The sequence below is a fragment of the Aeromonas sp. R2-2 genome, assembly GCF_040908355.1.
Classification (GTDB): Bacteria; Pseudomonadota; Gammaproteobacteria; order Enterobacterales; family Aeromonadaceae; genus Aeromonas; species Aeromonas veronii.
This window is the reverse complement of record NZ_JBFODQ010000086.1, coordinates 25,996-49,097: the sequence shown is the minus strand read 5'-3', so window position 1 is coordinate 49,097 and position 23,102 is coordinate 25,996. Positions and strand designations below refer to the sequence as shown.

The following is a 23,102-nucleotide window of genomic DNA, read 5'->3' as shown; positions in this document are numbered from 1 at the left end:
GCCCTATGGCGGGCTCGTTGTATCTCCCGTCGATGAGACGGAGGATGCCTCTACCGGCGCCGTAATGAGGTGGTTCAGAAAGAGATTGAACAGCTCGGCCCGCGAGCCGAGCCGCAGCTTGCCGTAGAGATGCTTGCGGTGATTCTTCACCGTACCGCTGCCAATCCCGAGCTCCGCGGCAATCGCCTCGGTATCCAGCCCCTGCAGCAGCAACTCCGCCACCTGCCGCTCGCGCCGGGTGAGCAAATCCCCCCCGACACTCGACATAGCCTGCTCCACCGCACTCTTGAGGCTGGCGCTGTCTGGCAGCGCAGTGCTCTGGGCCAACAGCGGCTGGCTCTGCCGCCACTGCTGACGACAGAGCGAATGCACCAGCGGGAACAGCTGCTCCAGCCTCGCCAGCTCGTCACGGCTGAGGGTACTGCGCTTGTCGAGTCGCCCCAGAAACAGCATCAGCGTCAGTCCGTCCCGCACCGGCAGGATCAGCCCCACCTCCTCCTGCCAGCCGGTGGCCTGATAGAAGTGGTGGCGATATTCGGGATCGAGCCGCCCTTGGGAGACCTGCGCCAGGGTCCAGACGCCGGCAGGCAAGCCCTGCTCCAGCGCCTGCATAAAGGGATCCTGACTGAAGTGGCTGGTGAGGTAGCGATCAAACAGCAGAGCCCGCTGATGGTTGAGGTTGTCGTAGAGGTAGACGGGCCGCTGCCCCACCCCGAGCAGCAGGGCGCAATCAAACGCCACCTGTTGCTGGATCAGCCGCACCAGCGCCGCCGCAAAGGCGCTGCTGTGCAGGGCATCGACCACCTCGGTCATGCTGCGGGTCAAGGCATCTGTGGTGAATGGCTGGGTCATGGTGACACGTTTCCGGTGACGGGGAGCGATTCCCCGCTATGGCTGAATGCTAGCACGAGAGTGGCAAAACTGTCCCTCAGGGGACATATCCGCCACCAGCCAGAACGGCGAGGATGACGGCTTTTCCCCTGCTGTTGGAGAACCCATGATCAACCCCCACCTGCTCGATGAGCTGACCGAGCGCGGCCTTGTGGCCCAGAATTCCGACCCGGCGGCCCTGGCCGATCATCTTGCCACCCCGCGCACCGTCTATTGCGGGTTCGATCCCACCGCCGGCAGCCTGCATATCGGTCATCTGGTGCCGCTCTTGATGCTGCGCCGCTTCCAGCTGGCTGGGCACACCCCGGTGGCACTGGTGGGCGGGGCGACCGGTCTTATCGGCGATCCCAGCTTCAAGGCGACCGAGCGCAGCCTCAACAGTGCCGATACTGTGCAGGCTTGGGTCGCCAGCCTGTCTGCCCAAATCAGGGCGCTGCTGCCCGCCGATGATGGCCTGTCGGCCCCGCAACTGGTCAACAATGGCGACTGGATGGGGCAGATGTCCGCCCTCGATTTTCTGCGGGATATCGGCAAGCACTTCTCGGTCAATGCCCTGCTGGCGCGGGAGTCGGTGCGTCAGCGGCTGGCTCGCCCGGATCAGGGCATCTCATTCACCGAGTTCTCCTACGCTCTGCTGCAATCCTACGACTTTGCGGTGCTGCACCAGCGGCTCGGTTGCACCCTGCAGATTGGCGGCAACGACCAGTGGGGCAATATCACCAGCGGCATGGATCTCACCCGTCGCCTCCATCAGGCGCAGGTGCACGGCATGACCCTGCCCCTTATCACCAAGGCAGACGGCACCAAGTTCGGCAAGACCGAAGGGGGCGCGGTCTGGCTCGATCCGGCGCTCACCTCCCCTTACGCCTTCTACCAGTTCTGGCTCGGCACCGCGGATGAGGATGTCTACCGCTTCCTGCGCTACTACAGCTTTATGTCGCTGAGCGAGATTGATGCACTGGAGGCGGAAGACGCAAAGCGGCAGGGGCGCAAGCAGGCCCAGCAGGTGCTGGCCGATGAGCTGACCGAGCTGGTACACGGCAAGGCGGCGCTGGCTGCGGTGCAGCGCATCAGCGAGCTGCTGTTTAGCGGCGATGTTGCTCGCCTCGGCGAGAGCGATCTGGCCCAGCTGGCGCAGGATGGCATGCCGTGTAGCACCGTCAGCGGCGAGACGGATCTGGTCAGCCTGCTGGTCAGCTGCGGTCTGGCTAACTCGAAGCGCATCGCCCGCGAACTGCTGGCGGCGGGCGCCATCAGCCTCAATAGTGTGCTCAAGCAGGATGATCAGCTGAGCGCCACTGATCGGCTGTTTGGTCGCTACCTGCTGCTGCGCCGGGGCAAGAAGCAGTATCACCTGGTGGAGTGGCAATAAGCCGCAGGGCGGGGAGTTCAGCCTCCCCGCCCGCCCCTGAATCCCTTTTGAATCCCGAGTTGCGATCCCCCTCACAGCCTCTCCCGTCAGCAGCCACCATACTGGCACCGGCGAACATGGAGTACGCCACACAATCTGTTCCTCACGAATCAACAAGGATGCTGATGATGAAGAGATGGCTTCTGGTGCTGCTCTGCACCCTGCCCATGCTGGCACACGCCAGCGGATACACCCAGACCCGCTACCCCATAGTGCTGGTGCACGGCCTGTTCGGTTTCGACAAGCTGCTCGGGGTCGATTACTTCTACGGCATTCCCCAGGCCCTGAGCCGGGATGGTGCCAAAGTCTACGTGGCCCAGGTGTCGGCCACCGCCAGTTCGGAGCAACGGGGCGAACAGCTGCTCGCCCAGGTTGAGCTGCTGCTGGCTGCCACCGGCGCCGAGAAGGTCAACCTGATCGGCCACTCCCATGGCGGCCCGACCATCCGCTATGTCGCTTCGGTCGCCCCCGAGCTGGTCGCCTCCGCCACCAGCGTCGGCGGGGTCAACTACGGCTCAGAGATTGCCGATCTGGTGCGGGCCAATGCCGCCCCCGGCTCGGCCGCCGAGAAGCTGGCGGCCGCCGCAGCCCACGCCCTCTCCGGCATGATTTCGCTGCTCTCGGGCGGGAGTCAGCTGCCACAAGATCCGGTCGCAGCCCTCGATGCCCTTACCAGCAAGGGGGCCAGCCAGTTCAACCAGCGCTATCCGGAGGGGCTGCCCAGCCGCTATTGCGGCGAGGGGCCGATGCAGGCCAGCAACGGCGTCTACTACTTCTCCTGGAGCGGGCGCGGCAACCTGACCAATCTGCTGGATCCGGTGGATCCTGCGCTGGCGCTGACCGGCGCCTTCTTCAAGGAGCCCAATGACGGACTGGTCGGGGTCTGCAGCAGTCACCTCGGCAAGGTGATCGGCACCGGCTACCGGATGAACCATCTGGACGAAGTCAACCAGTCCTTCGGCATCCACCATCTGTTCGAGACCGATCCGGTCACCCTCTATCGCCAGCATGCCAACCGTCTCAAGGAGCTGGGACTATGAAGATAGCCACCCTGCTCGTCGTGCCCTGCGCCATCACCCTGCTGCTTGGCGGGGTGTTGCTCTGGCCCACAGCACCGACGGCAGACTCATCACAGGCTCAAACCAATCAGCATGCACAGAGCCACCCGCACGATCCCGAGCAGGAGGCCGCCGATGCCCTGCAGGCGCGCTATCGCACCTTTGTCTCCGCCCAAAGCAGCCTGACGGTGCCCACCGAGATCTCCCTCGCCAGCTTGCAGATCCTGTTTGACGAGCGGGAGCAGCTGCGCCAGCAGAGCTTTACCCCGGCGGAGCAGACCCAGCTGTTTACCGAGGATCGACTGATGGAGCAGCTGACCCTGCGCCGCAGGGCGCTGGCGGAGGCAAGAGACAGCGACAAGTCACAGCTGGCCAGCGAGCTGGACCTCTGGCTGGCGGAGCAACCGGACTGGTTTCGCGAGGCGGAGGCCAACAGCCGCCTGCTTGAGGAATTGCAAGAGCTGGCGCAGATGGACCCGGCCAAACGGGAGGCTCTGCTGCTGGAGACGGGGGGGCCGGAAACGGTGGATCGGATGCGCCAGCTGGAGCAGAACCGGCAAGGGTTCGAGGAGCAGCTCAGCGGCTTTCTGGCCGAGCTCAGGCAACTGCCGAACGAGGCCCGGGCCGAACAGCAGCAGGAGCTGCTGGCCCGCTGGTTCGAGCCCGGACAGTGGCGCCGGGTCGAGGCGCTCACCCGGCTCAAACTGGGGGAGCCACACACCGAATGAGAAGGGGGCCCGCGATGGGCCCCCTTGCTACTGCGCTTATTGCGGCTTGTTGGCACCCGGCAACGGCTGCCAGGTGAGGCGGGTCACTTGGGTGCCCTGCACCTCGCACTTGAGGCTCAGCTCCTGCCACCCCTTATCCTGACGCAGGGAGACCTCCCCTTCGATCCCCTGCTCGCCAATCTTCAGCTTATCCTGCTCGAAGATCACCTTGTCGCCGTGGGCGAGATCCATCAGTTTGCCGTTGCAGAGCCAGTGAGCGAGATCCGCCCCCTTCAGCTTGACGCCCCCCTTGGCCGCCTTCTGTTCGGCCGCGCTCACCACAAACAGCTTGCTCAGCTCGGCGGCCCGCTTGGTGAGCCACTCCTGACGCTGCTGCATGCTCATCTTGCTGACGAACTCGGCGGGCAGCCCCTTCTCGTCCAGCCATTGGGTCAGCTTGCCGCTGTCGTCAAAGGCGAACTGGGCGGCGGGCTCTTTGACCCCGAACAGCTTGCCGCCCTTGAAGTAGTAGCGGCTCTCCCCTTCCAGCTTGCCCAGCTCGTTCATGATGGGCACGGCGATGATGACGGGGGCGCCATCGATCCAGGCCTTGATATCGACGCCGTCATGGCTGAATTGACGGGTATCGAGGGCGCTCTCGGCCCCCTTCTCCATCAGGGTAAACTGCTCGGCGAGAGAAGCGGCCAGAGAAGGGAGGGAGCAGAATCCCAGGGTCAGCGCGATCGCTGTGTTGCGCATTGAGTTGTACATAACACTCCTGTGATGGGCCATCCGGCCCGTGGTTAACTCTCTGTCAGCCAGGCCCGCAGCCCTTCCCGGTGAGCATCGCTCAGGGGCAGGGATTGGCGGGCCCGGTAGTCAAAATGGATCAGGGTCGTTTCGGCGGTGACGGCCAGTTCGCCGCCCTGCCAGGCCTCCTGCCAGACCGTAAAGGAACTGGTGCCGATGCGGCGCACGCCAGTCTTGATGGTGACCGGCTGGCCGTAGAACAGCTCCCGTTTGAACTGCACCGTATAGCCCGCGATGATCAGATGCCAGTTATGCACATCCAGATCGGGGGAGAAGATCCGGAACAGGGGATCCCGCGCCGATTCGAACCAGACCGCCGGCACCGTATTGTTGATATGGCCGAGGGCATCCGTCTCCTGAAAGCGGGGTTGGATCTGCATTTCCAGCATGGGTTGACTCCTTGTCTCTTTGTGTCTGTCCTTGTCCGTTCATGGGACATCAGTGGCCAATGGGTGGCCGCCGGGCATCACCAGCGGATCAGCATGTTACATGATACTGCTGGCCCAAGCACAGGGATGCCAGCGGCCCTGCGCGACCGGCCAGCGGGTGTCGCAGCGCGGTGGATTGTAGGGCTACACAGAAAAGCGGGCAGTAAAAAGCCCCGCACATCTTGGCTGTGCGGGGCTGGTGCAGATAACCAAACGGCTTGGGGACTAGCCCAACAGATCGAAGCGATCCGCATTCATCACCTTGTTCCAGGCGGTGATGAAGTCACAGACAAACTTCTCCTTGTTGTCATCCTGGGCATAGACCTCGGCATAAGCGCGCAGCACCGAGTTGGAGCCGAACACCAGATCCACCCGGGTGGCCGTCCACTTCAGCGCGCCGCTGCGGCGATCGCGGATCTCGTAGAGATTGCTCGCTTTCGGCAACCACTGGTAGCCCATGTCAGTCAAGTTGACGAAGAAGTCGTTGCTGAGCACCCCAACCCGATCGGTAAAGACCCCGTGCCCGGTTCCGCCGTGGTTGGTGCCGAGCACCCGCATCCCGCCGACCAGCGCCGTCATCTCGCAGACGGTGAGCCCCATCAGCTGGGCGCGATCCAGCAGCAGCTCCTCCGCCGTCACGACATAGTCCTGCTTCAGCCAGTTGCGGAAGCCATCGGCCAACGGCTCCAGCACCTCGAACGAGGCCACATCGGTCTGAGCCTGAGTGGCATCCCCCCGGCCCGGCGCAAACGGCACACTCACCGTCACTCCGGCGGCCTGCGCAGCCTGCTCGATGGCGAGGTTGCCCCCCAGCACGATGAGATCCGCGACGCTGACGCCACACTCGGCCGCCAGCTTGTCATAGACCGCCAGCACCTTCGCCAACTTCGCCGGTTCGTTGCCCGGCCAATCCTTCTGCGGCGCCAGCCGGATGCGGGCACCGTTGGCTCCGCCCCGCTTGTCGGAGCCACGGAAGGTACGGGCACTATCCCAAGCGGTAGTGACCCGCTCGCTGATGGAGAGGCCGCTGGCGGCGATCCTGGCCTTGACCGCCGCCACGTCATAATCGGCACGTCCGGCAGGCACCGGATCCTGCCAGATCAGATCTTCTGTCGGCACATAGGGGCCAACATAGCGGCTCTTCGGCCCCATATCCCTGTGGGTCAGCTTGAACCAGGCGCGGGCAAAGGCGTCGGAGAAGGCCGCCGGGTCATCGCGGAAGCGCTCGGCAATCTTGCGATACTCGGGATCGAATTTGAGCGCCATATCGGCATCCGTCATCATGGGTTTGCAGCGGATCGACGGATCCTCCACATCCACCGGCATATCCTCTTCGGCGATATTGATCGGTTCCCACTGATGGGCCCCCGCCGGTGATTTTTGCAACCACCAGTCGTACTTGAACAGCAGCTCGAAGTAGCCGTTGTCCCATTGGGTCGGGTGGGTGGTCCAGGCCCCCTCGATGCCGCTGGTCACTGTGTTACGGCCGATGCCGCGGCTGTGGTGGTTAATCCAGCCGAGCCCCTGCTCCTCGAGGCTGGCCCCTTCCGGCTCGGGCCCGAGCTGCTTGGCATCGCCGTTGCCGTGAGCCTTGCCGACAGTGTGGCCACCGGCGGTCAGCGCTACCGTCTCTTCATCATCCATCGCCATGCGGGCGAAGGTGACTCGCATATCCTGCGCGGTTTTCAAGGGATCGGGCTTGCCATCCACCCCTTCCGGGTTGACGTAGATAAGCCCCATCATCACCGCCGCCAGCGGGTTTTCCAGATCCCGCTCGCCGGAGTAACGACCGCCCGGCTTGCCGCTGGGCGCCAGCCACTCTTTCTCCGACCCCCAGTAGATATCCTTCTCCGGGTGCCAGATATCCTCGCGGCCAAAGGCGAAGCCGAAGGTCTTGAGCCCCATGGACTCATAGGCCACAGTGCCCGCCAGAATGATCAAATCGGCCCAGCTGATCTTGTTGCCGTACTTCTTCTTGATGGGCCACAACAGGCGGCGGGCCTTGTCGAGGTTGGCGTTATCCGGCCAGGAGTTGAGAGGGGCAAAACGCTGGTTGCCACTGCCGCCACCGCCACGACCATCGGCGATGCGGTAAGTCCCGGCCGAGTGCCAGGCCATGCGGATCATCAGGCCGCCGTAGTGGCCCCAGTCGGCGGGCCACCACTCCTGACTGTCGGTCATCAGGGCGGTCACATCCTGCTTGAGGGCCGCCATATCGAGCCCCTTCAAGGCTTGCCGATAGTTGAAGCCGGCCCCCAGCGGATTGGTCTTGGTATCGTGTTGGTGAAGAATGTCGAGGTTGAGGCTCTTCGGCCACCACTCCATTCTGGACGTCTCGACGGAGGTGGTTCCCCCGTGCATGACCGGGCATTTTCCTGCGGAACTGTCTGAATTGTTGCTCATCGTTTTCCTCATTTGCTCTGCTGTCCATAACCTGAAACAGCATGGCACAGAGGCGTGACACAAACTGTGCAGCAGCGGCCGATTTACGGATCTTTCACGCAAGCGGCCGCGGAGCGCCCATCGGCCGCGACAGAAATTGGATGAACTATGGCGCCTCTGCGGGCTGATGGGGCGGCTCGGGCCGCAGCCAGGCGCTGCGAAAATCGAACCAGCCGAGCGCCGTCATCCGCACCCCGTGCACGCCGACCCGGCTCTCCAGCTCCAGCCAGTGGTGAAACAGCGGCACAAACCAGCTCTGCTGCTGCACCGTTGCCAGCAGGGCGCGGGGGCCGGGCTCCTCACCGCTGGCCCGCCACTGCATCAACCCTTGCCACAACTCATGCTGACTGCTCCACACCTTGCGCAGCAACGGGGTGCCCTGCAACCAGGCGTAGGGGGCAAAGGGGCCGGCATGTTCGAGGTTGAGGGTGCCGAGCCAGAGATCCACATCCTCATCCTCGCCGCTCACCCAGCGGCCGTAATCGAGGGTGCGCACCTCCAGCCGGATCCCCTGTTCGGCCAGCAGGCTGCTCATGGCGTTGGCACACTCGTTGAACTCCAGATGCTGGTTAAAGCAGGCAAGCACCAATGTCGTCGGCAACTGCGCCGGTCTGGGCAAGGGCGCGGGCAGTGCTTCGCGCCAGTGGGGCAGCAGGCCGAGGGCGCTGGTCCAGCCCCGTTGCAACTCGGGGGCGACCCGCCCCATCAGGGCCACCGGATTGAGCAACTGGCCGAGCCACTGGCGCAGGGCGGGATCCTGCAAGGATCCGGAACGATCGTCCTGCAGCAGGAAGTAGCAGCCCGACTCCAGCTCCGATTCGCCGCGCATGGTACCGAGCTCAGGGCTGTCGCGCCCCAGCTGCAGGTGGGTCTCCAGCCGCTCAGCAAGCTCCGGCAACATCCAGATGTCGATCTCGTCGAGCAGGGCGCGCAGGCCGAAGTAGTCGTCAAACGCCACAAGGCAAAGATGCAGGGGATCGTTGGTGGCGACCCGGTAAGGGCCGGTGCCCACAGGTTGCAGGGCAAAGCCCGCCTCCCCCTTGAGCTCCCGCGGCAAAATGGTCGCAACCGGTTCGGCCAGCAGGTGGGGCAGCCAGGGATCCGGGCTGTCGAGATAGAGATCCAGCGTGCGCGGCCAGGGGCTCTCCAGCCGTTTCAGATGGGCGAACAGCGGGCGATCCCGCAGGGCCAGCAGGCTCTCCATCACATCTTCCACCACCAGCTCGCGGCCGTGGTGAAAGCGCACCGCCGGGCGCAGGTAGAAGCGCCAGTGACAGGGGCCCAGACACTCCCAGTGGTGGGCGAGATCCCCTTCGATTTCCCCATTTTCCTCATTTCGCCGGGTGAGGCCGTTGAAGATCTGGCGGCTCAGGTGAATTTCGGAGCGGCGCATCGGGCCGGTGGGCAGCAACTGCGGCAACGGCCGGTAGTAGGGCACCCGCAGGATCTGGCGCCCCTCGCGGGTGGCCTGACCGAGCTGTTCGATCAACAGCGGAGTGAGCAGATCGAGGCGATCTTCGGCCAGCCGCACCGCCTGCGCCAACTGGCCCTGACTGAGCAGATCCCTCAAGCGGCGCCGGGTCAGGCTCTCCTGACTATCGAGCAGGGTGAGTCGGGAGCGCCGCCCCCGCCCCGCTTCAGCCGACCAGCTGAGCCAGCCCTGATCCTGCATCCGCCGCAGCAGCAGGCGGGCGTTGCGCGGGGTGCAGCAGAGCAGATCCGCCACCTCGGCGAGGCTGATCTCCCGTTCGTCGCTGCCAAGCAGCTGGGCGAGTCGTTGAAATTGCTGGTAGAGGCGACCGGTTGGCATAAAAGAGGAAATCCTGTTGCTGTAAGTCATCAGTTTTTACTTCCGCATTTTAGCTCAATACTACTGATGAACGTGAGAACCACAGCAGAGGAGCACCATCATGAGCCACGCCAACCCCCTCAAACCGAACCGGATCCAGCAGACCTTGCGCCGTTACTTCAAGCGGATCCTGCCGCGCCCGCTGCCACTTATCGAAGATCCCATGCAGCAGCTCAACCGCCTGATGCAGTGGGATATGAACCAGATCGATGACAAGGAGTATCGCCGTCGCCTCTGAGTGCGAGCCGTGCCAGCCACTCGGGACGGGCATCCCCTGCGGGAGCAATTGCTTTGCCGGATCTTGCTGTTTACATCGGCCATAGGCCTGATAGATTGGACGTCTATCCATCTATAACTGCGACAAGCAACATCCAACAAGGAGTGTGTGATGAAAGATGCGACCCTGGCCCTGCACCACGGCTTTTCCAACGACCCCACCACCAAAGCGGTCGCCGTGCCCATCTACCAGACGGTGGCCTACGAGTTCGAGAGCGCCCAGCACGGGGCGGATCTGTTCAATCTGGCGGTGCCGGGCAACATCTACACCCGCATCATGAACCCCACCAACGATGTGCTGGAGCAGCGGATGGCCGCGCTGGAAGGGGGGATTGCCGCGCTGGTGGTCTCGGCAGGTTCCGCCGCCATCACCTACGCCATTCAGGCGCTGACCGCCGCCGGTGACAACATTGTCTCCACGCCCCAGCTCTATGGCGGCACCTACACCCTGTTCGCCCACATGCTGCCGAGTTTCGGGGTCGAGGTGCGCTTCGCCAGGGATGACAGCGCCGAAGCCATCGCCGCCCTTATCGATGACAAGACCAAGGCGGTCTACTGCGAGAGCATCGGCAACCCGGCGGGCAACATCGTCGATGTGGCCGCGCTGGCCAAGGCAGCCCACGCCCGCGGCGTGCCGCTTATCGTCGACAACACGGTCGCCACCCCGGTGCTCTGCAAGCCCATCGAACACGGCGCCGACATCGTGGTCCACAGCCTGACCAAATATGTCGGCGGCCACGGTAACTCGCTGGGCGGCGTGGTGGTCGACTCAGGCAAGTTTCCCTGGGCGGATCACGCCGAGCGCTTCCCCCAGCTGACCAAACCCGAGCCCTCCTATCACGGGGTGGTCTACACCGAGGCCTTTGGCCCGGCCGCCTTTATCGGTCGGGTGCGTACCGTACCGCTGCGCAATACCGGCGCGGCGCTGGCGCCGATGAACGCCTTCCTGCTGTTGCAGGGGCTGGAGACCCTGAGCCTGCGCATGGAGCGCCACGTGGATAACGCCCTGCGGGTCGCCCACCACCTCAAGCACCACCCCAAGGTGGCCTGGGTCAGCTATGCCGGTCTGCCGGGTCACCCTCACTATCTGCTGGCAGAGAAGTACATGGCCGGTCGCCCCTCGGCCATCCTCTCGTTCGGCCTGAAGGATGGTTACGAGGCGGGCGTGCGTTTCTACGATGCGCTGAAGATCTTCAAGCGACTGGTCAACATCGGCGACGCCAAGTCGCTGGCCTGCCACCCGGCCTCCACCACCCATCGCCAGTTGAGCGAGGAGGAGCAGGCCAAAGCCGGCGTGAAACCCGAGATGATCCGGCTGTCGGTGGGGATCGAGGCGATCGAGGACATTCTGGCGGATCTGGATCAGGCGCTGGAGGCCTGAGTCAGTCAACGAGGGAGCGGGCATCAAGCCCGCTCTTTTTTAGCCATCGGTGAACCGCCCCCCTCGCCCGTTCGTACACACTTTCCTGCCACCGAATCGAGGTCGTTATGATAGTCCTGCACCACCTGAACAAATCCCGCTCCCAACGCATTATCTGGCTGCTCGAAGAGCTGGGCCAGCCCTATGAGATCAAGGCGTATCAGCGCGATGCCGCCACCTTTCTGGCACCGCCCGAGCTCAAGGCCATTCATCCCCTCGGCAAGTCGCCGGTCATCGAGTTCGACGGCCGGGTGCTGGCGGAATCGGGCGCCATCACCGAGTACCTGATTGCCCGCTATGCTGCCGATCGGCTGGCACCGGCACCAGATAGCCCGGAGTATCCCGAATATCTGCAGTGGCTTCACTTTGCCGAGAGCTCCGGCATCCTGCCGCTGCTGCTCGACATGTTCGTGCGCAAGGATGGCAGCCCGATGCGCTTCCTGCCGGACTACGCCAAGGCGGAGTGTGCCAAGGTGCTGGGCTACCTCAACGAGGTACTGGCGAATCGCCACTATCTGGTGGGGGATCGCCTCTCCGGCGCCGACATCATGAACTCCTTCCTGGTGGATCTGCTGGCGCAAAATGGTCAGCTGGCCCACTTCCCGCACCTGCAAGCCTACTGGCAGCGCCTCAATACCCATCCGGCCCGTCAGAAGGCCATGGAGCTGGAGCGCGAGCTGGATCAGCGCCCCTGATCCGAATCGCCATCATGCAAAACGCCCCGACTGTCGGGGCGTTTTTGTTATGCAGCAGGCTGCGGTTTACTTGGTCGCGGGCACCTTGTCCCGACGCGATTTCCACCACCATCTCAAGCGGATCTGGGAGATGAGCATCCCTGCCAGCATCAGGGCGCAACCGGCGATGGCGCGCTCGTCCAGCGTCTCACCCAACAGCAACACGCCACCCACGGCGGCAAAGACGGTCTCCAGACTGAGGATGATGGCGGCATGGGCCGGATGGGCGCCACGCTGCCCCACCACCTGCAGGGTATAACCGACCCCGACCGACACCAGCCCGGCGTAGAGCAGCGCCTGCCAACCGGCCACTGCGCCGCTAACAGTCGGGGTTTCGATAACAAAAGCGGTGGCGAGGCTGAGCAGGCCGCAGACTACGAACTGCACTCCGGCGAGCTTGATGGGAGCAACCCGGTTGGAGTAGTGATCCACCAGCAGCAGATGCACAGCCCAGAACAGGGCGCCGACTACCTGCAACAGATCGCCAAAGCCGATGGTGAACTCGTCGGTGACGCTCAGTACATAGAGACCGGCCAGCGCAATGACGGCGCCGATCCAGGTATTGAGTCCGCTCTTGTGGCGCAGCAGTAGCCCCAGTACCGGCACCAGAATGATGTAGAGCCCGGTGATGAAACCGGCCTTGGCGGCCGTGGTGTAGAGCAGCCCCACCTGCTGCAGGGATGCGGCGCAGAACAGCACCAGCCCGGCCAGCACACCACCGATCAGCAGTTGGCGATGGTCGCCCGCAATGGCAACAGGTTGTCGGGATTTGAGCCACCAGAGCAGCGGCAACAGGGAGAGGGCGCCGAGCAGAAAGCGCAGGCCATTGAAGGTATAGGGCCCCATGTGATCCATCCCGAGGCGCTGGGCAACAAAGCCCATACCCCAGATGGTGGCAGCCATCAGCAACATCAGATTGGAGCGCATGGCGATTCTTCCTTAAATCGGCGCGTGACGGGTTATCCGATCCAAGATACCCGCCTCCCTATCCTCTTGTCTCCACTCTTTGTCTGCGCTCTCGCTCTCCACGCCCTGCATCGCACTGCTTTTGAGCACCGCGAGTGTTACAGCAGCGAGGGCTTGGTGAACACGGCCAACAGGGCAATCAGTAGCAGATTGCCCCGCAGGATCCACACCACCCGGAAGTGCTGCTGAATGGAGATCATCGGCGCCTTGCCCAGACGCAGGGCACGACGCCAGCGATAGAAGAGGCGGCTGGGATAAACGAGGGAGCCAACAATCAGCAGAAACAGCCCCATCTTGAGGCCGTGGACAGGATGGGCAAAGATCTCTGCCACCGAGCTGGCATGCTCGAGGGCCAGCAGACACCCGGTCGCAAAGATGGAGAAGAGCGCCAGCGCCGCCACCCCATCTGCCAGCAGCAGGCGGCGCACTCGCAACATGTTCAGGCCGCGCCGAAAGATCAGATACTCGACACAGAGGGCAAGGATCAGCACCGCTATGCTGCCATAATGAATCATTGAGAGCAGAGTGTGGTTCAGCATCGGAAACATCTCATTTTCTGCCTTTAGACGAGCCGCACAGCATCATATATGCTGGTGTCACCCGAGACGAAAAGGATCTGTTCATGTCCCCCGCCAAGCCCAAGAACACTTGGTCTTTGATCACCCGCATGCGGCTGGGCCTCCTCTTGCTCTTTATCCCTGTGTTGCTGCTCGGCAGCATCTACTACCTGCATATGGAGCGCACCCTGCGCCACGAGCAGCAACAATATCTGATTGCTCGCAACACCCAGTATTTCCATACCCTGATCGAACCCTATCTGGCGACCCTCAAACGCCAGTTTACGCTCATTTATCAGCAGGTAAATTATCGGGATTTCAGCGGCCCGGAGATCCTTAACGGCGAGCGCTACCTGCAACAGTGGCAGGCCTATCACAAGGTGATGGAACTCGATTACGTCTACGTGGGCACCGAGCATCGCAAGATGCTGATCCACCCCTCCTGGCAGGCCGACGAGAAGTTCGATCCCAGAACCCGCCCCTGGTATCTGCTGGCATCCAGCCATCCCGGACAGATTGTCTGGACTGATCCTTATTACGACTACACCCTGGGCACCCTCACCATGGCGCTGGCCCGGGTGATTGAAGATCCTGACGGCAAGCGGGTTGGCGTGCTCTCGCTGGATACCCAACTCACCCCCCTCGCCAACTGGCTAAACAGTCGGCATGATCAGAGTCACCATCTGGGCAATGGCTATCAGATCCTGCTCAACCATGACGGGCTGGTGCTGGCCCATCCGGATCGTGAACGGGTATTCAAACCCCTCACCCACCCCGACTGGCTGGCCCGGATGCAACAGCCGCAGGGCTTTTTCCTCGATGATGCCAGCGGCACGATGGTCTCCTACTACCGCATCCCCGAGCAGCGCTGGATCCTGCTCAGCGTCGAGCCGACTGCCAGCATGCAGCAGGTGATCGACAGCGTCTCCATCAACGTGCAGCTGATGATTGCCGTCGCCTGCATCCTCTATCTGCTGCTGGCCCTGCTCTGGTCCCGTTACTTCCGCCGGATGCTGGGGGAGATCACCCTGCTGATCCGCGCCAGCCGCTCCGGCGGTATCGCCTACAACGGCCGCCGTATGCTGGAGCTGGCCAAGGTCTATGAAGAGATGGATGCCGCCAGCCAGGACTTTGCCCAGATCCGCCTGCAAGCCCATCAGGACAAACTCACCGGGCTCTACAATCGTCGCTTCTTCGACGAGTGCCTGCAGAAGCAGCTCAACAGTGGCGCTCCCTTCGGGGTGGTGATGTTCGATCTGGATGATTTCAAGCGGGTCAACGATACCCATGGCCATCAGGCAGGGGATGTGGTGCTCAAGCGGGTGAGCAAGCTGGGCATGAATCTGTTCCACGAGTGGGGCTGGTTCTGCCGCTACGGCGGCGAGGAGCTGGTGCTGATCTTCCGTTACGGCGAAGAGCAGCCGATGCTCCCCTCCCTGCTGGAAGCGTTCCGGCTCGGGGTGGAGCAGCTGGAGTGGCGCGAACCCGATCTCACCATCACCATCAGCGGCGGGGTGGCTTTCAGCCGCTCCGGGCTCTCGGCCAAAGAGCTGGTGGAGCTGGCCGACAAGGGGGTCTATCAGGCCAAGCGGGAGGGGAAAAACCGTATCTGCTTCCCGCTGCGCCACGCCCCTCACCAGAGTGCCGAGGAGGATATTCCCGCCTTTGGCGAGCCCCGACAACAAACCAACGAGGGGTAGCTACAGCGGCCAGCATCAACCACAACGCCGTCAGTAAAAACAAAGAGAGAGGCTCCTGCCTCTCTCTTTGTTTTTCGTGCTTCTTGCCGCACGTTAAGCCGTGTGGCGCGCGGCTCAGCGCTGCCACTCCCACACCGGCCAGCCCAGCTCCTCGGCCTGCTGACGCAGCGCGGGGGCCGGATTGACCGCATGGGGATGGCTCACCGCCCGCAGCATGGGCAGATCATTGTGGGAGTCGCTGTAGCCAAAGCTCCCCGGCCAGAGGTGTTCCCTGCCTGCAAACAGCTGGTTGATGCGGGCCACCTTGCCCTCGCGAAAGCTGAGGGTGCCGCGGGTCTGGCCGGTCAGCATCCCCTCCTCCTCATCGAGCAAAATGGCGACGCAGTGATCCATCCCCAGCATCTTCGCCATGGGGGCCACCAGATGCTCGCCGGAGGCGGAGATGAGCACCAGATCGTCGCACCGCTCCCGATGCCATTCGATACGCGCCAACCCCTCGGGGTAGAGGCGCTCGCGCAGCACCTGCTCGGCAAAGCGGGTAGAGAGCGAGTCGAGCCACTGGCGCGTCTTGCCCGCCAGCGGTTGCAGGGTGAAGGCCATGTACTGGTGCATGTCCATCTTGCCCTGATGGTAGAGGGACATCATGGCCTGCTCCTCCGCGATCATGCTGGCGGGCGCCAGCTCCTCGGCCACCATGTACTCCAGCCAGAGGCTGGCGGAATCCCCCGCAATCAGGGTCTCGTCCAGATCAAACAGTGCCAGTGCCATGAGGGCTCCTTGCGGTAACAACGAAAATGAAACGAGGCGTCATGCTACCTCACAGAGTTGATCCCGGGCCACCGCCAGGGTCACGGCACTGCCGGTGGCCAGCAGATCACCAGCCGAGCGGTTGAGGCAATCCACCGTCAACAGCCCCGCCTCGCACTCCACCTGATAGCGGATCACGTTGCCGAGCAGCTGTTGCTGACGAACGATGCCGGGCAGGCTGGGCTCGCTGCTGGTCGCCCCAGCGGGCAGCAGGGTGATGGACTCTGGCCGCAGCGCCAGCTTGCCCTGAAAACGGGGGCCGAACAGCGACTTGCCCTGCTCTGCGCCAAGCAGGTTGTAGTTGCCGATAAAGCCCGCCACAAACTCGCTGGCGGGACGGGTATAGATCTCCTCCGGTGTACCGCTCTGGACGATGGATCCCTTGTTCATCAGGAAGATCCGATCCGACATGGTGAGCGCCTCCTCCTGATCGTGAGTCACGAAGATGGTGGTGAGCTCAAGGCGCTGCTGGATCTCGCGGATCTGCTGGCGCAGGCTGCGGCGGATGCGGGCATCCAGCGCCGAGAGCGGCTCGTCCAGCAGCAGGATCCGCGGCTGCACCACCAGGGCCCGGGCCAGCGCCACCCGCTGGCGCTGGCCGCCGGAGAGCTCGGCCGGATAGCGGCGCTCGAAACCGGTCAGCTCCACCAGCGCCAGCACCTCCTGCACGCTGGCGGCGAGATCCCGTCCCGGCTGGGGTTTCATCTTGAGGCCGAAGGCAACGTTGTCCCACACCGTCATGTTGGGGAAGAGCGCATAGCTCTGGAACACCATGCCGATGCCCCGCTTCTGGGGCGCCTGCCAGGTGATATCTTCACCGGCCACCCGCACCTGACCGCCATCCACCGGAGTGAGCCCGGCCAGCGCCCGCAGCAGGGTGGACTTGCCGCAGCCGGAGGGGCCGAGCAGGGTCACCAGCTCCCCCTTGCGGATGCCGAATTCGATCCCCTCGAACACCGGGGTCTCGCCATAGGATTTGTGCAACTGATTGACTTCTAAATGGAACATCTTGGATCACCGATGAAATCTGTTGGCCGCCCAGGTGAGCAGCAGGGTCAGCAGGAAGTAGCTCATCACCAGCGCACTGGTGAAGTGGCCAGAAGTGGCGCGCATGTTGTAGAGGTAGACCTGCAGGGTCTCGTAACGGGTGCCCACCAGCATGTTGGCAAACACGAACTCGCCGAGCAGGAAGGAGAGAGAGAGAAACAGCGCCGCCAGCAATCCCTTGCGCAGACAGGGGATCACCACCAACAGAAAGGCGCGCCGACTACTTGCCCCCAGCAGATGGGCGGCATCCATCAGATCCCTGAGCGGTACCCCTTGCAGGCTGTTGGCCAGCGCTCGGTACATGAAGGGGAGCACCACGGTGAACCAGGTGCCGATCAGGATCCACGGTGTGCCGATAATGGGCAGAACACCATCGGCGTAGATCTGCAGCAGCCCCACCGACGAGACCACTGGCGGCACCGCGAAGGGGAGCAGGATCAGCAGGTTCATCCAGGGATCCAGCTTGGGGAAGTAGTAGGCCACCACCAGCACGGTCGGCACCAGCACCAGGGTCCCCAGCAGCAGGGTGGCGAAGCAGACCAGGAGGCTGCGGCCAAACGCCGCCAGAAAGCGCGGATCGCCCCACAGCTTGAGATACCAGTCGAGGGTGAAGCCATCCGGCAGCAGGGTCGCCCCCCAGCGGGTGGAGATGGAGTAGAGAAACGTGGCCAACAGCGGCAGCAGCAGGGTGGCAACCAGCCCACCCAGCACCCACTTGGGCCAGCGCGGCGTCAAATCATGCATGGGATTGCCCCTTGTTCACATAGCTCTTTTTCAGCAGCCACTGGTTGGCGGCCGTCACCACTCCCAGCAGCACCATCAGGATCACCGCCAGCGCCGCCGCCATATTGGGCTCGAGGAAGATATCGCCGGAGACCAGACTGGCCACCCGGATGGTCACCAGATTGAAGTTGCCGGTGGTGAGGGCGTAGGCGGAGGCATAAGCCCCCACCGCGTTGGCAAACAGGATGATCAGGGTGCCGAGCAGCGCAGGCGTCAGCACCGGCAGCGCCACATGCCACACATACTGCCCCTTGCTCGCCCCCAGCAGCGCGGCAGCCTGCGGCCACTCATCCTGCAGCGCATCAAACGCCGGGTAGAGCAGCAGCAGGGCGAGCGGGATCTGGAAGTAGGTGTAGATGAGGATGAGGCCGCTACCCGAGTAGAGGTTGAAGCCGTCGATCAATCCCCATGATTTCAGCAGCAGGGTCACCGCACCGTTGATGCCGAGAATGATGATAAAGGCGAATGCCAGCGGTACCCCACTGAAGTTGCCGGTCATGGTGACAAAGGCCAACAGTACCCGCTTGACCCGCTCGCCGCTGTGGCGCAGCGCTGCCGCCCCGAGGGTGCCGATGGCAAGCCCCGCCAAACTGGCGATACCGGCAATGCGCAACGAGTTGCCGAACGATTGCAGGTAGAAGGGGGAGCTCAAAATCTCCCGGTAGTAGTCGATGCCCCAGCCATCCGGGGTCTGAAAGCTGCCCACCAGCACCCACACCATGGGGGCGAGCTGGAACAGGATCATCAACAGGATAAAGGGCAGCAGCACCAGGGCGGGCAGCCAGTGGCGGCGCACCTTGCGCTTGGTGGCCACGGGTTGATCCACGAGGATCTCGGTGGTGGCAGGCATCATCAGTGCACCTCGCGCATAAAGGCCGCCTTGAGCAGCGGTGGCGCCGCCGGCTTGTCGTGGGGGATGCCCAGCAGATCAGCCATCAGGGCGCAGAGCTGGGTCTGGGCGATCGCCACCCCATCCGGCCAGCGCTCGATAAAGGCATCGCCAAACAGCCAGAGTGGCACGGTGCGCTCTTCCGGCAGGGTGCCGCCGTGGCTCAGGTCGTTGTTCATGCCGTGATCCGAGGTGACTACCACCTGATACCCCTCAGCCAGCCACTGGGGCAGCAGATCGGCCAACAAGCTGTCCATGCGGCGCGCCTGATTGCGGTACTGGCGGGAATCGAGGCCAAACTTGTGGCCCGCATCATCCACCCCCATCGGGTGGATCAGCAGAAAATCGGGATCGTACTGGCTGCGCAGCCATTCCCCATCCATCAGCAGATGGCTGTCGGGATAGTTGTCATCCCAGTAGAAGCAGCCATGCTGGATGGGCAACTGCTCGTCATGAGTAAAGCGATCGCGGGCTGCCAGCCAGGGGCTGCGGTTGTAGAGTTCGCTCACCCAATGGTAGGCCGCCGCTGCGGTGCGTTTACCCGCAGCGCGGGCCAGATGGAAGATGGAGTCATGCAGACTGAGGCGACTCACCCCGTTGTGGGTGATGCCGCTCACCACCGGCGGCACGCCGGTCAGGATGCACTCGTAGAGGGGTCGGGAGAGAGACGGCAGGGCCGCATTCAGGGTCGTATGCAGGCCCCCCGCCTCCACCATGCCACCGAGGTAGCCCATGGTGTGGGCTACCTCGGCTGCCAGACCATCCACAAGTACCACTATCACCTTGTGTTGCACTGGATTCCCTTACTGCATGTTGATCATGACGGTTTCTTGCCACTGGCGCGGCAGGGCTTTGGAGCTCTGCTCCCAGGCGGCGTGATCCTGAACCGGCTTGGCATTGGCATACTGCTCGGCTGGCAGCAGCTTGGCCTTCACATCATCCGGCAAAGTCACGTTGCTGCGGATCGGGCGAGCGTAGCCGCGGGCCAGGTTGATTTGACCGGCATCGGAGAGGATGTATTCCCGCGCCAGTTTGGCGGCGTTGGGGTTCTTGGCCCACTTGTTGATGATGGTGGTGTAACCGGCGATGACGGAGCCGTCACTCGGGATCACCACATCAAACTTCTTGGGGTCGATCTGGTCGCGGTAGTTGAGGGCGTTGAAGTCCCACAGCACACCCACTTCCACCTCGCCCTTCTCGATGTTGGCGATGGTGGGATCGTTCAGGGAGAGGCGGCCCTGCTTGGCCAGCTGGCCGAACAGCTCCAGTGCAGGTTTCAGATTCTTCTCGCTGCCACCGGTGGCATAGGCCGCCGCCAGCACGCCGTTGTTGGCTTGGGAGGCAACGCCCACATCACCCAGGGTCACCTTGTAGTCGCCACCCAGCAGGGATTGCCAGCTGGTGGGGGCGGCCTTGACCAGATCCTTGTTGATCAGGAAGGCGATAGTGCCGGTATAGGCCAGCATCCAGTGACCGTCCGCATCCTTGGCCCAGTTGGGAATATCGGCCCAGGTGGAGGGTTTGTAGGGTTGGGTCACCCCCTGCTTGACCGCAACCGGACCGAAGGCGCCGCCCACATCGCCGATATCGGCGGTGGCATTGGCCTTCTCGGCGGCGAACTTGGCGATCTCCTGCGCCGAGCTCATGTCGGTATCCTGATGCTTGATGCCGTAGATGCTGCCCAGCTGCTGCCAGGTATCCTTCCAGTTGGCCCAGCTGTCGGGCATGCCGATGCTGTGGAGCTGGCCTTCGCCGCGGGCGGCCTTTTCGAGATCCGCGATATTTTCGGCTGCATAGCTATTTGTGGCAAACAACGGTTGGCTGATGGCCACCATGGCCAGTGCACTTGCGATCACGCTTTTCATCATCCCATCCCTCTGGACTAGGTCAGTTAAGGTTCGAGAGGGATGCTAGAGGGGAATTATGACGGTGGCGGGGCGCTTTAATGGCAGTTTGATGACAATCACCCTGTCATGGCGCTGTCATCCACAGCAGTTACAACTCTGAACCCGAGTGAGGCTGGACTATTCCAGTAAGGGATTGGCCAGCCATCCGCCTTCTGAATAAGCAACAGGGACCAGAGTGTGACCGAGCCGAGATTGAGCGAGCAGAGAGTGAACGAACAGAGCATGGCCGATGGCCGCTCCTCCTCCAAGTGCGAACAGATTTGCCAGACCCTGCGCCGCTATATCGGCAGCGGCCAATTGGGGGCCGGGCAGCAGTTGCCCGCCGAACGGGCACTGAGCGAGCGCTTCGCCACCACCCGCATCACCATCAAGGAGGCGCTCTCCAGCCTCGAGGCAGACGGCCTTATCTACCGGGCCGAGCGACGCGGCTGGTTTGTGGCGCCACCCCGCCTCACCTACGATCCCGCCATCCACACCCACTTTCACCAGTGGATCGGCGAGCAGCAGCGCACCGCCGAAACCCGGGTGCTGGCCCACGGCAGCGAGCTTGCCAGCAGCGAACTGTGCCGCTGGATGGGGCTGGAACCCTTCACTCCACTTTATGAGATCCGCCGCCAGCGGCTGATCGACGGCCGCCCGGTGCTGCATGTCAGCCACCACCTGCTGGCGAGCCGCTTTCCCGATATCGCCAGCGCACCGCTGGCCAGCTCCCTCACCGAGCTCTATCAGCAGCGCTATGGCATAGGCCAGGGCGGGGCGAGTCTCGAGATCACCCCCTCGGCGGCGCGCGGCGCCATCGCCCGCGCCCTCAATCTGGCGGAGGGGAGCGCGGTGCTGCGGCTGGTGCGGGTCAACTACGACGAGCGGGGTGGTCTGGTGGATTGCGATATCGAGCACTGGCGGCCGGATGCGATCCGTATCTGTCTCGATACGAGAGCATTGCAGCCGCCCGCAGGCAAGCTGCAACAAACCCGGGTCGCCGATTAGACTCCAGCCAACAAAGCGGATCCCGCAGGATCCGCCGGGATCAGTTGTCGATATTGGGGATCATGTCGTCAAAGCTCTGGTAGCCGCAATCGGCCAGTTGCAGCGACATGGTGTAGGTCTTGGCGTGCTCCTGCTGGCCGATGGCGGGGCGGTTGAGCTTGATCTCCTGATGCCAGTACTCCTTCATCCGGTCGATCAGCGCCATCGCCTCCCCCTCGTTGAGGTGCAACTGGCAGAGCGCCATATAGTTGTTCGACTTGTGCATGTTCTCCACCAGATACTCCCCCAGCACCGACATTGCCTGCCGTGCCTGCTGACGGGCGAAGCGGCTGTGCTGCTCGAAGCTGATCCGCTCGCTGATGAGGAAGTGGTAACTGTTGTCGATACCGAGCTGCAAAATGCCGAGCTTCTCCAGCTTGCGCAGATAGAGGTAGCAGGAGGCATCGGTCAGGCCGTACTCCCGCTTGAGATCGATCAGCGTCTTGTCGCGCCAGAAGATATTGGCGAGAAAGGCGTAGAGCCCAGGCTCGTTGTGAAACGCCTCGTCCTGCTCCTGAGTGAAGACGGCGCGGCGGCTCTGGGCGTCCTGAGTGCGATCCAGCAACTCCTCGAACGAGAGCCCCACCAGATGGCAGATCTCCAGCAGGGTATCGAACGGCAGCGAGGGCTTGTTCATCATCCGTTTCACGGTCGCGATGGAGACCCCCATGGCTTCTGCCAAGGTCTGATAGCGGATCCCCTTGTCGGTCAGGGTCTTCTTCAGGGTGTCGAGAATATTGTTGGCCAGGGTCTGGCTGTAGGTCATGCCACTCTTCCTTGTTATCGCACTTTCATTGCATGGTTATGCCGAGTCAGCTTCTGACCTGTTTTTACCTTCAAGGCTCAGATATTGACACCGAAAAAACAGCCTAGAGAAAAAATCGCCTACAACGCCCATCAGGACAGACCAGTTGAACGATGAGGTCGCAAAATCTGACACCAGACAGTGCATATCTTTCAACCCGCAAACATTTTGCTAGTGCTGCATAGAACATCGCGCATAATCGAAACGTATCGAATTCAAGACCCTTCCTGGTTGAGAAATCGATTGTTTGCTTCCAAATTTTTATCTTTTAAACCGTAAGGTTTTTTCTCTTTCCTGGCATTGGGCGGCGCTGATAGCACCGCCCTTTTCTTTTCCCTGAATTCGCAGGTCAGGTCAAGGGCCCCGGCAAGGGGAAGTGTCACCGGCCACCCGCCGCCCACTGATGCACCAGCCGCCACGACCGTTCTGGCAAGGTATCCTAAACGATCATCAATACCGTGTTATTGCCATTCAATATATTTAAATGGCCTGCTTGGAAAGCTTCGAAAAATATAAAAACGAATATAAGAAAGTAATTTAAAACCTCAAAGACTTATCTTTTAAATAGCTTACATGTATAAGACAAAAA

The 23,102-nt window shown here is 62.5% G+C and carries 22 protein-coding genes; 8 read left to right on the top strand and 14 right to left on the bottom strand.

Features of this window, described 5'->3' with window-relative positions:
- Window positions 1-3: 3 nt before the first annotated feature.
- Entirely contained in the window at window positions 4-852 is an 849-nt protein-coding gene (locus tag AB5Z09_RS18235) for a response regulator transcription factor (protein ID WP_368195935.1), read from the bottom strand.
- A 145-nt stretch (window positions 853-997) separates the two neighbouring features.
- On the opposite strand from AB5Z09_RS18235, the gene tyrS reads away from it, so the two are divergent.
- From tyrS to AB5Z09_RS18220, 3 genes are all read left to right on the top strand, one after another.
- Window positions 998-2,263, top strand: coding sequence for a tyrosine--tRNA ligase (tyrS, locus tag AB5Z09_RS18230; RefSeq protein WP_368195934.1), 1,266 nt, complete (start codon window positions 998-1,000; stop codon window positions 2,261-2,263).
- A gap of 167 nt (window positions 2,264-2,430) precedes the next feature.
- The gene (locus tag AB5Z09_RS18225; RefSeq protein ID WP_136501650.1) at window positions 2,431-3,342 is read left to right on the top strand and encodes a triacylglycerol lipase; all 912 of its coding nucleotides are present in this window, start codon (window positions 2,431-2,433) and stop codon (window positions 3,340-3,342) included.
- On the top strand, window positions 3,339-4,088 hold the full coding sequence (locus AB5Z09_RS18220) for a lipase secretion chaperone (protein ID WP_368195933.1): 750 nt from the start codon (window positions 3,339-3,341) through the stop codon (window positions 4,086-4,088). Before AB5Z09_RS18225 ends, AB5Z09_RS18220 begins: the two co-directional genes overlap by 4 nt.
- Window positions 4,089-4,124: 36 nt before the next feature.
- Here the strand turns inward: AB5Z09_RS18220 and AB5Z09_RS18215 are convergent, their stop codons facing one another.
- From AB5Z09_RS18215 to sgrR, 4 genes are all read right to left on the bottom strand, one after another.
- Window positions 4,125-4,826 (bottom strand): hypothetical protein, encoded by a 702-nt coding sequence (locus tag AB5Z09_RS18215; protein WP_201986432.1) that lies wholly within the window; start codon window positions 4,824-4,826, stop codon window positions 4,125-4,127.
- Window positions 4,827-4,870: 44 nt separating this feature from the next.
- On the bottom strand, window positions 4,871-5,266 hold the full coding sequence (locus AB5Z09_RS18210) for a thioesterase family protein (protein WP_005336457.1): 396 nt from the start codon (window positions 5,264-5,266) through the stop codon (window positions 4,871-4,873).
- A 264-nt stretch (window positions 5,267-5,530) separates the two neighbouring features.
- Complete coding sequence (katG, locus tag AB5Z09_RS18205) at window positions 5,531-7,708, bottom strand: catalase/peroxidase HPI (protein WP_368195932.1); 2,178 nt, start codon at window positions 7,706-7,708, stop codon at window positions 5,531-5,533.
- Window positions 7,709-7,853: 145 nt separating this feature from the next.
- Complete coding sequence (gene sgrR / locus AB5Z09_RS18200) at window positions 7,854-9,557, bottom strand: HTH-type transcriptional regulator SgrR (protein WP_368195931.1); 1,704 nt, start codon at window positions 9,555-9,557, stop codon at window positions 7,854-7,856.
- A gap of 100 nt (window positions 9,558-9,657) precedes the next feature.
- Here sgrR and AB5Z09_RS18195 point away from each other — a divergent pair, with 100 nt between their 5' ends.
- From AB5Z09_RS18195 to AB5Z09_RS18185, 3 genes are all read left to right on the top strand, one after another.
- Entirely contained in the window at window positions 9,658-9,834 is a 177-nt protein-coding gene (locus tag AB5Z09_RS18195; RefSeq protein WP_005336463.1) for a hypothetical protein, read from the top strand.
- A gap of 150 nt (window positions 9,835-9,984) precedes the next feature.
- The gene (locus AB5Z09_RS18190) at window positions 9,985-11,253 is read left to right on the top strand and encodes an O-acetylhomoserine aminocarboxypropyltransferase/cysteine synthase family protein (protein WP_368195930.1); all 1,269 of its coding nucleotides are present in this window, start codon (window positions 9,985-9,987) and stop codon (window positions 11,251-11,253) included.
- A gap of 107 nt (window positions 11,254-11,360) precedes the next feature.
- Window positions 11,361-11,987, top strand: a complete 627-nt coding sequence (locus AB5Z09_RS18185; protein ID WP_368195929.1) for a glutathione S-transferase family protein — start codon at window positions 11,361-11,363, stop codon at window positions 11,985-11,987.
- Between the two features lie 66 nt (window positions 11,988-12,053).
- Here the strand turns inward: AB5Z09_RS18185 and AB5Z09_RS18180 are convergent, their stop codons facing one another.
- Both AB5Z09_RS18180 and AB5Z09_RS18175 read right to left on the bottom strand, forming a co-directional pair.
- The gene (locus AB5Z09_RS18180; protein ID WP_236294273.1) at window positions 12,054-12,953 is read right to left on the bottom strand and encodes a DMT family transporter; all 900 of its coding nucleotides are present in this window, start codon (window positions 12,951-12,953) and stop codon (window positions 12,054-12,056) included.
- Between the two features lie 137 nt (window positions 12,954-13,090).
- Window positions 13,091-13,531, bottom strand: coding sequence for a DUF2214 family protein (locus AB5Z09_RS18175; protein WP_368195928.1), 441 nt, complete (start codon window positions 13,529-13,531; stop codon window positions 13,091-13,093).
- A gap of 83 nt (window positions 13,532-13,614) precedes the next feature.
- On the opposite strand from AB5Z09_RS18175, the gene AB5Z09_RS18170 reads away from it, so the two are divergent.
- The gene (locus AB5Z09_RS18170; RefSeq protein ID WP_368195927.1) at window positions 13,615-15,249 is read left to right on the top strand and encodes a diguanylate cyclase; all 1,635 of its coding nucleotides are present in this window, start codon (window positions 13,615-13,617) and stop codon (window positions 15,247-15,249) included.
- Between the two features lie 114 nt (window positions 15,250-15,363).
- Here the strand turns inward: AB5Z09_RS18170 and AB5Z09_RS18165 are convergent, their stop codons facing one another.
- The 6 genes from AB5Z09_RS18165 to AB5Z09_RS18140 are packed head-to-tail and all read right to left on the bottom strand — an operon-like array spanning window position 15,364 to window position 20,640.
- Window positions 15,364-16,017 (bottom strand): HAD family hydrolase, encoded by a 654-nt coding sequence (locus AB5Z09_RS18165; RefSeq protein ID WP_368195926.1) that lies wholly within the window; start codon window positions 16,015-16,017, stop codon window positions 15,364-15,366.
- A 39-nt stretch (window positions 16,018-16,056) separates the two neighbouring features.
- A complete protein-coding gene (locus tag AB5Z09_RS18160) occupies window positions 16,057-17,064 on the bottom strand; it encodes an ABC transporter ATP-binding protein (RefSeq protein ID WP_368195925.1) in 1,008 nt (335 codons plus the stop codon).
- Between the two features lie 6 nt (window positions 17,065-17,070).
- Complete coding sequence (locus AB5Z09_RS18155) at window positions 17,071-17,847, bottom strand: ABC transporter permease (protein ID WP_005355251.1); 777 nt, start codon at window positions 17,845-17,847, stop codon at window positions 17,071-17,073.
- Entirely contained in the window at window positions 17,840-18,739 is a 900-nt protein-coding gene (locus tag AB5Z09_RS18150; RefSeq protein WP_368195924.1) for an ABC transporter permease, read from the bottom strand. Before AB5Z09_RS18150 ends, AB5Z09_RS18155 begins: the two co-directional genes overlap by 8 nt.
- Window positions 18,739-19,569 carry an alkaline phosphatase family protein gene (locus AB5Z09_RS18145; protein ID WP_368195923.1) on the bottom strand — a complete coding sequence of 277 codons (831 nt, stop codon included), beginning with the start codon at window positions 19,567-19,569 and terminating at the stop codon, window positions 18,739-18,741. Before AB5Z09_RS18145 ends, AB5Z09_RS18150 begins: the two co-directional genes overlap by 1 nt.
- Before the next feature lie 9 nt (window positions 19,570-19,578).
- Window positions 19,579-20,640, bottom strand: a complete 1,062-nt coding sequence (locus tag AB5Z09_RS18140) for an ABC transporter substrate-binding protein (RefSeq protein WP_005355254.1) — start codon at window positions 20,638-20,640, stop codon at window positions 19,579-19,581.
- A gap of 198 nt (window positions 20,641-20,838) precedes the next feature.
- Between AB5Z09_RS18140 and AB5Z09_RS18135 the strand changes: the two genes are divergently transcribed.
- Entirely contained in the window at window positions 20,839-21,669 is an 831-nt protein-coding gene (locus AB5Z09_RS18135) for a UTRA domain-containing protein (RefSeq protein WP_368195947.1), read from the top strand.
- 40 nt (window positions 21,670-21,709) lie between these two features.
- On the opposite strand, the gene AB5Z09_RS18130 is transcribed toward AB5Z09_RS18135, so the two are convergent.
- Window positions 21,710-22,474 (bottom strand): helix-turn-helix transcriptional regulator, encoded by a 765-nt coding sequence (locus AB5Z09_RS18130; protein WP_005336490.1) that lies wholly within the window; start codon window positions 22,472-22,474, stop codon window positions 21,710-21,712.
- Between the last annotated feature and the right edge of the window lie 628 nt (window positions 22,475-23,102).

Excerpts from the sequence above, each read along its gene's own strand:
- AB5Z09_RS18235 (WP_368195935.1), bottom strand. The coding sequence starts at position 852 with ATGACCCAGCCATTCACCACAGATGCCTTGACCCGCAGCATGACCGAG.
- tyrS (WP_368195934.1), top strand. The coding sequence starts at position 998 with ATGATCAACCCCCACCTGCTCGATGAGCTGACCGAGCGCGGCCTTGTG.
- AB5Z09_RS18225 (WP_136501650.1), top strand. The coding sequence starts at position 2,431 with ATGAAGAGATGGCTTCTGGTGCTGCTCTGCACCCTGCCCATGCTGGCA.
- AB5Z09_RS18220 (WP_368195933.1), top strand. The coding sequence starts at position 3,339 with ATGAAGATAGCCACCCTGCTCGTCGTGCCCTGCGCCATCACCCTGCTG.
- AB5Z09_RS18215 (WP_201986432.1), bottom strand. The coding sequence starts at position 4,826 with ATGCGCAACACAGCGATCGCGCTGACCCTGGGATTCTGCTCCCTCCCT.
- AB5Z09_RS18210 (WP_005336457.1), bottom strand. The coding sequence starts at position 5,266 with ATGCTGGAAATGCAGATCCAACCCCGCTTTCAGGAGACGGATGCCCTC.
- katG (WP_368195932.1), bottom strand. The coding sequence starts at position 7,708 with ATGAGCAACAATTCAGACAGTTCCGCAGGAAAATGCCCGGTCATGCAC.
- sgrR (WP_368195931.1), bottom strand. The coding sequence starts at position 9,557 with ATGCCAACCGGTCGCCTCTACCAGCAATTTCAACGACTCGCCCAGCTG.
- AB5Z09_RS18195 (WP_005336463.1), top strand. The coding sequence starts at position 9,658 with ATGAGCCACGCCAACCCCCTCAAACCGAACCGGATCCAGCAGACCTTG.
- AB5Z09_RS18190 (WP_368195930.1), top strand. The coding sequence starts at position 9,985 with ATGAAAGATGCGACCCTGGCCCTGCACCACGGCTTTTCCAACGACCCC.
- AB5Z09_RS18185 (WP_368195929.1), top strand. The coding sequence starts at position 11,361 with ATGATAGTCCTGCACCACCTGAACAAATCCCGCTCCCAACGCATTATC.
- AB5Z09_RS18180 (WP_236294273.1), bottom strand. The coding sequence starts at position 12,953 with ATGCGCTCCAATCTGATGTTGCTGATGGCTGCCACCATCTGGGGTATG.
- AB5Z09_RS18175 (WP_368195928.1), bottom strand. The coding sequence starts at position 13,531 with ATGCTGAACCACACTCTGCTCTCAATGATTCATTATGGCAGCATAGCG.
- AB5Z09_RS18170 (WP_368195927.1), top strand. The coding sequence starts at position 13,615 with ATGTCCCCCGCCAAGCCCAAGAACACTTGGTCTTTGATCACCCGCATG.
- AB5Z09_RS18165 (WP_368195926.1), bottom strand. The coding sequence starts at position 16,017 with ATGGCACTGGCACTGTTTGATCTGGACGAGACCCTGATTGCGGGGGAT.
- AB5Z09_RS18160 (WP_368195925.1), bottom strand. The coding sequence starts at position 17,064 with ATGTTCCATTTAGAAGTCAATCAGTTGCACAAATCCTATGGCGAGACC.
- AB5Z09_RS18155 (WP_005355251.1), bottom strand. The coding sequence starts at position 17,847 with ATGCATGATTTGACGCCGCGCTGGCCCAAGTGGGTGCTGGGTGGGCTG.
- AB5Z09_RS18150 (WP_368195924.1), bottom strand. The coding sequence starts at position 18,739 with ATGATGCCTGCCACCACCGAGATCCTCGTGGATCAACCCGTGGCCACC.
- AB5Z09_RS18140 (WP_005355254.1), bottom strand. The coding sequence starts at position 20,640 with ATGAAAAGCGTGATCGCAAGTGCACTGGCCATGGTGGCCATCAGCCAA.
- AB5Z09_RS18130 (WP_005336490.1), bottom strand. The coding sequence starts at position 22,474 with ATGACCTACAGCCAGACCCTGGCCAACAATATTCTCGACACCCTGAAG.